At 75.6% G+C, this 12275-nt stretch carries 6 protein-coding genes; 5 read left to right on the forward strand and 1 reads right to left on the reverse strand.

What is annotated here, in order from left to right; all coding sequences use genetic code 11:
* Positions 1-1304: 1304 nt before the first annotated feature.
* Positions 1305-5120, reverse strand: a complete 3816-nt coding sequence (locus tag AC1UE5_RS06885) for a hypothetical protein (RefSeq protein ID WP_482921518.1) — start codon at positions 5118-5120, stop codon at positions 1305-1307.
* A gap of 113 nt (positions 5121-5233) precedes the next feature.
* Between AC1UE5_RS06885 and AC1UE5_RS06890 the strand changes: the two genes are divergently transcribed.
* From AC1UE5_RS06890 to AC1UE5_RS06910, 5 genes are read left to right on the forward strand one after another with little or no spacing between them, the layout of a single operon-like run.
* The gene (locus tag AC1UE5_RS06890) at positions 5234-7162 is read left to right on the forward strand and encodes a hypothetical protein (RefSeq protein WP_482921520.1); all 1929 of its coding nucleotides are present in this window, start codon (positions 5234-5236) and stop codon (positions 7160-7162) included.
* A complete protein-coding gene (locus AC1UE5_RS06895; protein ID WP_482921522.1) occupies positions 7138-7476 on the forward strand; it encodes a hypothetical protein in 339 nt (112 codons plus the stop codon). The genes AC1UE5_RS06890 and AC1UE5_RS06895 overlap by 25 nt, the downstream gene beginning before the upstream one ends.
* A gap of 2 nt (positions 7477-7478) precedes the next feature.
* Positions 7479-9188: a hypothetical protein gene (locus AC1UE5_RS06900; protein WP_482921524.1), complete on the forward strand. Its 1710-nt coding sequence runs from the start codon at positions 7479-7481 to the stop codon at positions 9186-9188.
* Complete coding sequence (locus tag AC1UE5_RS06905) at positions 9185-9568, forward strand: hypothetical protein (protein WP_482921526.1); 384 nt, start codon at positions 9185-9187, stop codon at positions 9566-9568. The genes AC1UE5_RS06900 and AC1UE5_RS06905 overlap by 4 nt, the downstream gene beginning before the upstream one ends.
* Positions 9559-12273 carry a VirB4 family type IV secretion system protein gene (locus AC1UE5_RS06910; protein ID WP_482921528.1) on the forward strand — a complete coding sequence of 905 codons (2715 nt, stop codon included), beginning with the start codon at positions 9559-9561 and terminating at the stop codon, positions 12271-12273. Before AC1UE5_RS06905 ends, AC1UE5_RS06910 begins: the two co-directional genes overlap by 10 nt.
* Positions 12274-12275 lie beyond the last annotated feature (2 nt).

Here is a 12275-nt window from a genome sequence, read left to right on the forward strand (position 1 = left end):
GGTCGTCCTCGACGCCGGCGTCGGCACCGCGTCCGACGCCACGCTCGCGCTGGAGCTGGGCTGCGACGCGGTGCTCACCGCGAGCGCCATCAGCCGCGCGGACCGGCGGCGCGCCCGGGCCCGTGCCCGTTCGCGCGCCGCGACGCGGCGGGCGACCCGCCGGTCCTGCGCCGCCCGCGCCTCCGCAGCGGTCTTCCGGAGTGCCTCGGTGCGCGCCGCGACGATCGCCCCACGCAGGCTCCCGGCGCCGTCCGCGGCGACCCCGTCGGCACGCGCGGTCATCGCCGCCCCGTCGTCCACCGGCACCGCCGGCTGCTCCTGCGCGGTGCTGCGCACGGGCACGCTCGGGGCCTCGTCCTCCTGGAGCGTCGTCAGGACGAGCCCGGCGGTGACCGCCAGCGCGAGCGCCGTCAGCGCCACCCCGGCCAGCCGCGCGCGCCGCGCCCGGGCCCGCGACGGGCGCGGCGTCCGGCGCGGCTTCGCGGCCGGCCTCCGGGTCTGGCCGCGCTCCGCGATCCGGTCGTTGAGCTCGCGCAGCCGGTCGGCGATCCCCGCGCCCGGCATCCGCCGCGTCTCCCGGCGCGCCCCGCCGCGCTGCTCTCGGCGCGGCTGCGCGGCCGGCCTCCGGGCCTCGGCGCGCTCCGCGATCCGGTCGTTGAGCGCGCGGAAGCGGTCGGCGAGGCCCGCGGCCGGCATCCGCCGCGACGTCTCCCGGCGCGGCTCCGCGACCGGTCGGTGCGGGGCGGGGGAGGGCGGCGCGGGCACGGCGGCGGCACGCTCGAGGTCGGCGAGCGCCGCCGCGCACCGTAGGCACGACCCGAGGTGTCGCTGCAGCTCCGCTTCCCGCTGCGCCGCCGGCAGCCCCGCGGCGGCGACCACCGCGTCGCGCCGCTCCGGGCACGGCGAGAAGAACCCGGCCCGCTCCAGCTCCTCGGCCGCCGCAGCCACTGCGGCTTCGTCGCGCACCGGCACGGCCGGCGCGGCCGCGGGCACGGTCTGCGGAGCGGCCTTCGGCGCGGATGCGGCGGGCGCGCGGGTGCGGCGGCGCGGGGCCGACGCGGACGGCAGCGCCGCCGCACCACCGGGGACGCCGGCCTCGCGGGCCAGGGCATCCACCGCGCCCGCGCAGGCGACGCAGGTCGCGAGGTGGTTCGTGAAGCGCTGCGGGTCGTCGAGGGTGCCCGCGACCGAGGCGACCGCGTCTGCGCGGCGGTCGCGGCAGGGGGCGAAGAACCCGATGGTCTCCAGGCGTCCCGCGGCGGCGGCGACGTCGGCGAGGCTCGGGCGGGTGTCGGCGGTCATCTCTAGCTCCTCCCTCCGGCGAGGTCCAGCAGGCGCCGCTCGACGAGCTGCACCCGCCGCGGCCGGCACTTCGCCGCCTCCTTGCCGTGGAGCCGCACACGCACCTCCGGCGGCAGCTCCGGCAGGGCCAGCGCGTCGAGCGACCCCTCGTGCAGGTCACGCTCCACCACGAAGAACATCTGGCGCCGGGTCGGGCAGGGCCACTCGGCCTCCGGCACCCCGGCCTCCGCCAGCCGCGTCGTCACGACCTTGTCGGCGGTGCGCAGGTAGGCTCGCGCCTGGCGCTCGTCCTCGCACACGAAGACGACGACCGGCGGCACGCCCAGCGTCTGGTACCGCGGCAGCATCCGGAACCACCCGGCGACGAGCAGGTCGTACCGGCGCAGCTTCTCCTCGTTGTACGCCGCGCCCCGCGACCGGTCGAGCTCCACCAGGAGGTCGAACCGCACCGGCTGGTCACCCGCCTTCACCCGGACCTCCACCGTCGCCCCCGGCGCGACCGGCTGCAGCCGGTCCAGCGGCGCGTCGCGCAGCCGCCGGTTGCCGCCGACCGGGATGTCGCCCGGCCCCTGCTGCACCCACTCCCCGCGCTCCTTGCGGCGCGGTGCCACGAGCCGGCTCGCGGCGGGCCCACGCCACGCCCGCACCGCCTTCGGCGCCAGCGCCTGCAGCGCCGCGACCCAGCCGTTCACCCGCAGGTCGCGCAGGACGGCGTTGGGGTCGCGGCTCGGCGGCTCGCGCCACTCGGTGTCCGGGTTGATGTACGGGCCGCGCGGCCCGCTGTGCCGCTGGGCCAGCTCGAACCCCTCCTGGGTGAGGCAGTAGACGCGCGGCTGGGCGCCCCGCTCGCTCGTCATCAGCTTCAGCCGCCGGATCCACCCCGCCTTGGCCATCCGCGCAAGCCCCTGCTGGCAGGCCCGGAGCGAGCTGTCGGGCCACCACCGGCGGTGGATCTGGCCGCCGAGCATGTGCCGGTGCTGCCACAGCGCGGCGAGGATCTGCAGCTCGCGCGGGCTGGGCTCGTGGCGCTGCTCCGGCGGCACGACCGCGACGTCGTCCCACGTCAGGTCGCGGACCGTGTCGAAGTCGAGCTCGGTGTACGTCTCCGGCGCGCCCGCCGGACGCATCGACCGGGGCCGGGGCGGCGCCTCGTCCTCCGAGACCGGGGTGGTGGGGTCGAACGCGCTCACCGCGGTCTCGTCCACCGGCGACGGCGGCCGGTCGTCCCCGCCGGCCTCCACCGTTGCCCCCACGAGCTCGAGCGTCGCGGGCGCCGCCTCGGCGTCCTCGCCGAACGCCGGCAGCGGGTTCTCCAGCCGCTCCGGCACGTAGCACCCGCGCTCGGCCTGCTTGGCCAGGTGCGCCTCGACGACCTCTGCCCGCGCCTGCAGCGGGACGGTCTCCGCGAGGAAGGCGGGGCTGCGGGCCCCCTGCGCGATCCACGAGCACAGCGCCCGGTGGTTCGGCAGGTTGAAGATCACGTCCGGCGTCAGCCGCACCCGGGAGCGCGACTCGACGTCGTCCTTGATGAGGTCCGTGTAGACCGTCATCGCGATGTCGCTCATCTCCCGGGCGTCCTTCGACTCGCCCATGGAGAACATGCACCGCTGCCGCAGCAGCGACATCATGCCCGCGCGCAGCTTCGGGTCCTGGATCTGCTCCCCGTACTGCCAGGCGGCGACCACCTCGAGGCCCGCCGAGCGCAGCGTCGCGAGCGCGTCGGCGAACGAGTCGTTGATGACCAGGTGGGCCTCGTCGACCTTCAGTGCGACGCGCGTCCGCTCCTCCTCCGGCAGCTGCTGCTGGCGCTGCAGCGCCCCGTAGAGCATCGAGAGGATGAACTGCATCATCACCCGGCAGTTGTCCGAGCCGAACGTGCCCATCTTCCCGTCGACGATCAGCACCTCGCGCTTGCGGATCACCTCGTCGATCGAGAGCTGGACCGGGTGCCGGAGGACCTTGTCCAGCGACTCCACCATCAGGCGCAGGATCTTGTTGCGGGGCGCGTCGAGCTTGCTCGTCGTGTTGACCGTGGCGTCGCGCAGGTCGTTCGGCAGGTCGCGCCCGAAGAACGTCGCCGTGTCGGTGAAGCGCGGGTCCCCGTAGATCGCGCCGACGACGTGGTCCCGGAACGCCGTCTCGCTCGGGAGCAGCATCCGGTACATGTGCCAGAGGTTCGGGGGGACGTCGAGCGCCCCCGCCCGGCTCGCCGCGATCGCCGCCTGAGCGGCCTGGCGCAGGAACCGGTCGGAGGAGCCCTTGATGTCGCCCTCCTCGTTCACGTCGCGGAACGCCTCGACGATCTTGTCCGCGACCATGCCGACGTCGCCGGGGGCGAGCAGCGGGTTGATGCCGAACTCCGGGCGCTCGAAGTCCAGGTAGTGCACGGTGCGGCCCTCGGGGACGAGCGAGAGCGCGAGCCGCGCGTCGCCCGGCTTGGGCATCAGGACGATCACCGCGCAGTCGTCGTCGAGCGTGTCGACGCGGACGGTCTGGCAGAGCACCGACGTCTTGCCCGTCTTCTGCCCGCCGATCAGGCCGAGCCCGTCGGACTTGTCGCGGGGCAGGATGCCGACCGGCCCGCGCTCGTCCCGGACGAGCGCGTGCCGTGGCTCGCGGCTGACCTCCGGGGCGGCGGCGACGCGCGGCACGGACGAGCGCCGGAGCGGGAGCGCGGTCAGACCCGGGCTCGGCAGGTGCCACAGGGCCGCGACCTCGGAGGAGGAGAGGACGCCCCAGTGCAGGTCGGGGAGCGGGTTCGCCCATGCCCGGGCGAGCCGCTCGTGGTAGCGCTTGGACTTCCCGCCGCGGCCGATCGGCCACTCGATCAGGCGGTTCTCCGCGCCCGACTCGCCGCTGACCACGCCGCACAGCGCGCGGCAGTCCGCGTACGTGCTGGCGCCGACCCGGATGTCGGTGAAGAAGAGCGGCCGGTGCTGGATCGACAGGCCGCCCTCCAGCTCGGCCCGGACGAGCTCGGAGCGGAGCCCCGGGTTCGCCTGGTCGTACGCCCGCGGGCGCTCGTGCCGGCGCTCCTCCCCGCGGAACCGGCGGCGCGACCACCGCTCGAACGTCGCGGGCGTGGGCAGGAGCGCGAGCTGGACGACCGCCGGGCCGTCCAGCGCCGCCATCTGGGTGAGGATCGCGTCCGCGACGTTGCGCCGCTCGGCGTCCGGCACCCGCAGCGCGCGGATGAACGTCGACCGCTTCTTCAGGCGCATCACGTACGGCGTCGGCGGGAGCGGCGCCTCGCGCGGCAGCAGCCGGCTGTCCGGGTAGCAGGCGCGCAGGCTGCCGGCGAGCGGCGCCACGAGCGCCTCGGGCATCGCCACGACGATGCGCCCCTCCAGGCCGCCCTGCCCGTCGGGCTCGGTGACGATCTCCAGCGTCACCGGCGCCTGGCCGCGCACGGGCCGCCACCACCACTGCTCGAGCAGCTGCTGGTGCCAGCTCTCCAGCAGCCGCCGCACCGCCTCGTGGTCGGCCTCGTCGGAGCGGAACGGGAGGATCCAGTGCCGCACCATCGGCCGCCGCCGGCGGACGCGCATCCGCGCCGCGCCGAGCAGCGCGACCGGGATGCCGGCGGTGACGGTGAGGAGCGTGGCGAGGGCGGCGCCGACGATCAGCGCCTCCGTCACCTTCTCCTGCACCTGGTCCTCGTCGACGGGGGCGGAGGACGGGGCTCCGCCGGGAGTGCTGGTGGTGGTCGTCCCACCCTGCACCTGCTGGAGCTCGCCGATCGGATCGAAGACGACGAGCATGACGACGAGCGCCAGGAGGCCCGTCACGATGGCGATCACGCCGGATGTCCGGGACACCGTCGCGACCCTAGACGCGCGCGAGGCCGCTGAACATCGCAAGCCCTGATAGGGCCGATCGGCAGTCGCGGTGGCGACCTCGACACGCGTGGGGGAGCCTGCGGTCCATCGTGATGGCGGCCCGTCCCCGATTCCTCCGCCGCCGCTCGGCGGGGCCGTCCGGCGTCCGGCCGGTCCCGGGCGGCGCCGCGGTCCGGTTCAGCATCCGTGCGCTGGACCGGACCGGGGCGCTCGTCCGCGAGGACGGTGCCGTCGTGCGCCTGCTGCGCCTCACCCCGGTCGACCCGCGATCCCTCCTGGCGGGCGACCTGGGGGCGCTGCAGGGCGTGCTCTCCACGCTGGCCGCCGGCCTCGCGCCGGGGGCGTCGCTCCAGCTCCACGTCGAGGGACGGCCCGGGAGCCTGGACGGGGTCCCGCCGGAGCTGGCTCGGCCGCCGCTGCACCTCGACGTCCTCTTGGCGCTGCCCGGGAGCGTCCTCGCGGAGGGACGCCGGAGCCGGGAGGCCCTGGCGACGTCCCTCCGCGAGGCGGACGCGATGCGGCTGACGCTCGGGCGGGCCGGCCTGCGGGCGCGCCTGCTCGACGGCCCCGACGTCGCCGCGGTGCTGCTGCGGCGGATCGGCGCGGCGCCGGACACGGTGGAGCCCCGGCCGCTGGAGGTCGTGGGCGACGCGGAGACCGAGGGGCAGGAGGCGGACGCCGAGCGCGCCGCCGCCGACCTGGAGGAGCGCCTGGCGCTGCTCGCCCCCGACGTCTCGCCGCGCTGGGTGTCGCTGGGCGACGGGCTCGAGCAGGTCGTGCACCTGGCCGGGCCGCCCACGACGACGCGCCCGGGCTGGCTGCTCGACGTCGTCCCGGCGGGGCGGCCGTTCGCGCTCGCCGTGCACGTCCACGGCCCCGCGCTGCCGGAGCGGCGCGGGCGGCGGCGGGGCGGGGAGGAGCCTGCGCCGGCCACGGACGGGATCGCCGCGTCCGTGTACCTCGCCGTGCTGGAGCCCGGCCCGGACGCGAGCCTGTCGGCGCTGGCCGAGACCGCCGACGCCGTCGCCGACGCGCTCGGCGAGGCGGCGGGCGCGAGCGTCCACCGCGGCGAGTTCCGCCAGGACGTGCTGTGGAGCGCGACGCTCCCGTTGGCCGACGACGCCGCCGCGCGCACGCACCCGTTCCGCGCCGACCAGCTCGCCGACACGGTCCCCGTCTTCGCGTGCGGCTGCTCGTGCCCGCGCGGCCTGCCGTTCGCGATCGACGCCGACGACGCGCGGCTGCAGCGGCTCGACCCGTTCGACCCGGCCCAGACGACCGCCGCGCTCTTGGTCACGGGCGCGCGCGCACGCGAGGAGGCCGCCACGCTGCTCGACCGCCTCGCCGCCAGCGGGCTGCGCACGACGGCGGCGGCGCCGGTCGCGGCGGACCTCGACCCGTGGGCGGTCGGCGGCGACGCGGCGTTCCTCGTCGACCTGCACCGCCAGCGCCTCGCGCAGGCCGGCCATGCGCTCGACGCCCCCGGCCGCCGCGTGCTGGCCGCGGCCGTCGCGGAGGTCCTCGCCGCGGCCGAGCACTCCGGCGCGACCGCCACCACCGGCGCGCTCGCCGACGCCGTCGCCGCGCGCGACGAGCAGGCGCTCGCGACGCTCGCCGACGCGCTCGCCGGGCTCCCGCCGCTCACCGGCCCGGCCGCGCACATGGCCGCCGCCGAGCACGCCGTCCGCACCGCCGCCGCAGCGCCGCCCGGCGCCGCGCTGGTGGGCGACGTCGCCGCGCTCGCCGCGTCCCCGCCCGCGGCCGACTGGCTCGCCCGCACCGTCCGCTGCGCCCGCGGCCGCCGGTGCTTCGTCGTCGCCACCGCGGACGACCCCGCGGCGCTCGCCGCCGCGCCGGCGGTGGCGGCGGCCTTCGCACACCGGCTCGCGCTCCGGCCGTCGGACGACGGCACCGCCGACTGGGACAACGGCGCGCGCGGGCGCGCGCCGGTGCGCCTCGCACTTCCGGCAACGACCACTGAAAGGACGATGGACCCATGCAGTTCGACCTCCGCCGGCTGACGCCGGCCTACCTGGCCGCCTCGGCGACGGCGCTGCTGCTCGCGTGGCTGCTGCTGAAGACCGGCGGCCCCTACGCGCAGCTCGTTCGCGGCGCGGCGGGGATCCAGGAGAACGCCGAGGGCCTCGGCAGCTTCGTCCAGACCTGCAACCGCCTGCTGACCCCGGCGCTCGTCGCGGCGGGCGCGGTGACCCCCCTCGCCGTCGTCGGCGGCGGCGTCGCGATGGCCTTCGGCTCGCGCCGCGGCCTCCCGATCGTGCTCACCGCGCTCGGCGTGCTGGCCCTGCTCGGGTCGGTCAAGGGCATCGTCTCCTGACCGTGTCGGGACGGGCACGCAGCATCGCGAGCAGGGCCGGGGCGTTCGTCCGCCCCTGCGCGCTCGCGTTCGCGGTCGTGCTCGTCCTGACGCTCGCCGTCCCCGAGCCGGCGCACGCGTTCGACCCGCTGGGCATCGGCGACAAGCTCCAGGGGTGGGTCGAGGACGCGATCAACTTCTTCCTGGAGCTGCTGTTCGGCAAGGACCTCGCCGAGATGACCGGCGAGACGCTGCGGTGGCTCGTCGACCTCCCGGACTTCGCGGAGAGCGACGTGCAGTCGCTGCGCCGGACGCTCGACACGATGGCGTTCGCCCTGCTCGCGCTGGCGATGACGGCGTCGATCCTGCGCTTCTGGCTCGCCGGCCTCACCGACAGCGGCTCGAGCACCCCGATGGACGGGTTCGTCCGCTGCATCGGCGCGGCGCTCGCGATCGTCCTGTGGCCGTGGGTCTTCGACAGCGTCATGCTCGTCGGCGACTCCGCGTCGCACGCGCTGCTGAGCGACCCGCAGACGCTCGACCGCGCGTCGACGCTCATCTCCTCGGCGGTGACCGTCGGCGCCATCGGCGGCTCGATCGTCCCGATCATCGGGATCATCATCACGGTCACCGGGGCCGTGCTGCTGCTCGGCCTCTTCATCATGAAGATCGTCCTGGTCTGCGGGCTGGCGGCGGTCTACGTGCTGATGCCGCCGGCGATCGTGCTCGGCCAGATCCCCGGCTACGACTGGCTCGCGTCGTCGGTCACACGCGTGTTCGCGGTGCTGACGCTGTGGCCGTTCATCTGGGCCGTCTTCTTCCGCTGCTTCATCTCGCTCAGCTCGGACGTCGTCAACTACGAGGGCGACGACGGCTTCATCACGCAGGCGATCGTCCAGCCGCTGAGCGCGATCGCGATGCTCTTCCTCTGCATCAAGGTCCCGAGCATGATGACCAAGTACGCCATGATCGGGCTCCCGAGCGGTGGCGGGCGGGGCATCCTGCGCACGGCGACGACGGTGGCCGCGGTCGCCGGCGGGCGGCAGGCGGCGGGCGCGCTGCTGGGCGGCGTCGGTGGCGGCGGCCGCGGAGCCCCGACCGGCGGCACGCCGAACCGCGGCCAGCAGAGGCCGGGCGGTGGCAACCAGCGCGGCCAGCAGCAGCAGCGCCCGGGCCAGCAGCAGAACCAGCAGCGCAACGGCGGCCAGCAGCCGCCCGGCGGGCAGCGGCCCCCGAACGGCCAGCAGCCTCCGGGCGGCGGCCCCAACGGCGGCGGCCCGAACGGCGGCGGCCCGAACGGCGGCGGCCAGAACGGCGCGGGCCGGATGACCGCCGCGATGGCCAAGCGGATGGCCGAGAGCGTGCCCGACAACGTGCGCCCGAACGCCGACATGGTGCGAGGCGCGATGGAGCGGCTCGGCTCGCAGGAGGCCGCCCGGATGGCGAGCGCGCACGCTGGCGGGACGCTGCGGTGGGAGGCCAGCCAGGCCGCCGCGCACGCGCACAACTCCGGCGACGGCGACGCGGCGCGCCAGTACTTCACGCTCGCCGCCGCCTCGCTCAACTCCGCCTCCGCCGGCATCGCCGACTACCAGTCGCGCGTCAACCAGGGCACCACCTCGCCCCCGCCCCCGCCCCCGCCGCCTCCGAACAACGGCGGCAACGGGGGCAACGGAGGCGGCCCGCGCGCGACGCCCGGACCCAACGCGACCCCCGGACCCAGGACCCCGTGAACCCCGCGTACAAGCACCTCGAGGCCAAGCTCCGCATCGCCGAGCTCACGCTGATGCAGTGGGCCGGCGTCATCACCGGCATCGCGCTCGGCGTGGTGTGGGGGATGTACCTCAGCCCGCTGAGCCCGTACCTCTCGCTCTTCACCGCGATCTACATCGGCGGCATCCCGATCCTGATCGCGTTCCTCTCGTCGCAGACCGACTTCGACCTCGGCCTGCGCGTCCGCAGCATGGCCCGCTGGCGGCGCGGCGACGACCGCTACGCGCCCGGGCCCGGCAGCGCGGCGGTCGGCTACCGCCTCGATCCCGAGCCCGTCGACGCCCGCGAGCGCCTGCGCGACGAGCTGCCCGACCTCGACCCGACCGCGCTGTGGGGCTGAGGACCGCCGACAAGCGGCGCGAGGCCGCGACCGAGCTGCGCGGCGCGGGCGACCTGCTCGCGGTCGAGGCGATCGACCCGAGCGGCCTGGTCGTCACCGCCGACGGCGCGCTCCTGCACCTCCTGCACGTCGCGCCGCACAACCCGCTGATCCTGTCGGCGGAGGACCGCGAGAAGGCGGCGAACGGGTTCTGCCACCTCGTCGCGCGGCTGCGCCCCGAGCAGACGCTCCAGTTCTACGTCCAGGCGCGCCCGATCAACCTCGACGAGCTGCTCGCCGCGTCGCGCCGGGAGGTCGAGACGTGGGCCGGCCCGCCGCCGTCCGCGGACGCGCCGATCGACCCGCGCGCCCGCGACCGCTGGCGCCTGTACGGCGCGATGGAGGAGTCGATCCGCCTCCACGCCGACGACCAGGCCGCGGTCGAGTTCAACGCCTACGTCGTCATTCCGTACGAGCCGAAGGGCCCGGTCAGCGCGCGGGCGATCATCGACGAGGTGCGGCGCCAGCGCGACCGGCGCCCGGCCGCCGAGCTGCACCGCGACGTCGCCGCGCACAAGCGCGTCGTGCGGCAGGCGCTCGGCCACGTGGACGCGATCCGCTCCGAGCTGGACGCGATGAGCATCCCCAACCGGCTGCTCGACGGCCAGGAGGTCGCCGACCTCCTGCACGGGCGGATGAACCCGACGAGCGCCGACCGCGGCCTGCGCGCACCGCGCGAGGGCGTGCTCACCGCGCTCGACCGCCCGCGTGACGAGGACGCCGCGCGGGCCGCGGCCGAGCGGCTGCGCGAGCGGCTCGCGCGGTCGGCGATCGACTTCGCGTCCGACCCCGGCCACGCGATCGTCGAGCGCGACCTGGAGCAGACGATCTACGCGGCCACGACCGCCGACGGCACGTACTTCGGCTGGCTGATGCTGGCGATGATGACCTGCCGGCAGCCGTTCGCGATGTCGGTGTTCGTCCACGCGCTCGACCGCCGGCGCGAGCGCCAGCGGCTGAAGATGCGCTACCGGCGGACGTTCGCGGTCAACCGCGAAGCCGAGTCGAAGGGCCGCGTGCCGGACTTCGACCGCTACTTCGCCGAGAACGAGCACGAGCAGCTGCTGGCCGAGATGAGCGGCCACGAGCGCGCCTCGATCTTCCGCGTCTCGATCTACCAGGCGATCCGCGTCCGCGGCCCCGAGCCCGACGCGGCGCTGCTGGCCGAGGCGGTCAACCAGGCGGCCGAGCACCTCTCCAGCGCGTCGGACTGCCGCGTCGACCACGGCAAGTACCAGCAGGCCGACCTGTGGCAGTCGACGCTCCCGCTCGGGCGCGACGTCGCCGGGCGCGGGCGCAAGTACGTCACACGCAACGTCGGCGACTCGACGCCGCTGCTGGGCGTCGCGGTCGGCTCGCCGACCGGCATCCCGTTCGCTTACACCGACCCGGGGCGGACGCTGGAGAAGTGGAACCCGTACGACCGCTCGCACGCCAACCACCTGTGCCTCGTCACCGGCCGCTCGGGCGCCGGCAAGACGATGCTGTGCAACACGCTGCTCGCCCGCGCGATCGCCCACGGCGCGCGCGGGTTCGCGATCGACCGCGCCGGTCACTACCGCGTGCTGACGCAGCTCGTCGAGGGCGCCCAGCACATCGACATCGGCGCCGACGACTCGGAGTTCCACCTCAACCCGTGGGACGTCGACCCCGACGTCGGCGCGACGCGCGAGAAGGTCGCGTTCCTCATCGGCCTCCACCAGACGATGATGGAGGAGGGCCTGACGACGCTCGAGCGCGCGCAGCTCGGCGGCGCGATCCGCGGCGTCTACGAGAAGGCGGCGGCGCTCGGCGTCCCGCCGCGCGAGTCGCTCCTCAAGCTCGAGCTGGAGGAGCGCGCGGCGGCCGAGCAGGCGGGCGGCTCGGCCGAGATGGCCTTCACGCTGCGCAACCTCGCCGAGCGGCTGTCGGAGTACTGCGACAACGGCGCGTACGCGCACATCGCCGACCAGCCGTCGACGCACGTGCCCGACTCGCCGCTGCTCGTGTTCGACACCAAGCGGTGCCCCGAGGCGGTGCTCAAGCCGGTGATCTTCACCGTGCTCGAGTTCATCACCCGGACGGTCGAGCGCCACCGCGACGAGCACCGCGAGCTGGCGGCCCGCGCCGACGCGCCGCTCTTCGCGGGGCGCAGCATCATGCTCGGCGACGAGTTCTGGTCGGTCGTCTCCAACCCGGCGCTCGGCGGCTACGCGAACGACCTCGCGCGGCGCTCGCGCCACCTCGGGCTGACGATGCTCGTCGCGACGCAGCAGCTGTCGGACTTCGACAACGAGTACGGCCTCGCGCTGCTGCGCAACTCGACGATCCAGATCTTCCTCTCGCAGCACCGCGAGGAGCTGGACTTCGTCCAGCGTGCACTCGGCCTGTCGGACTCGGAGGTCGAGCTGATCTCGCGCCTGAAGACGGTCAAGGGCGCCTACAGCCAGGCCTTCTGGGTCAACGGCACGCGCGGCCGCGGCCAGGTCTCGCTCCGCGTGGGGCCGATGGAGATGTGGGCGTTCACGTCGGACCCGGTGCGCGACGCGCCGCTGCGCGACCAGAAGATCGCCGAGCACGAGGGCGACGTCTGGCGCGCGATCGCCGACCTCGCCGGCCACGGCGACGACCGCCGCCGCCCGACCGGCTTCGCCGACCTCGACGGGGCCGTCCCGCTGCCGCAGTAGGG

The organism is Parviterribacter multiflagellatus (assembly GCF_056863265.1).

What these genes read in the sequence shown, in the direction of transcription:
- AC1UE5_RS06895 (WP_482921522.1), top strand. Translation starts at nt 7,138, where the DNA reads ATGCAGTTCGACCTCCGCCGGCTGACGCCGGCCTACCTGGCCGCCTCG.
- AC1UE5_RS06890 (WP_482921520.1), top strand. Translation starts at nt 5,234, where the DNA reads ATGGCGGCCCGTCCCCGATTCCTCCGCCGCCGCTCGGCGGGGCCGTCC.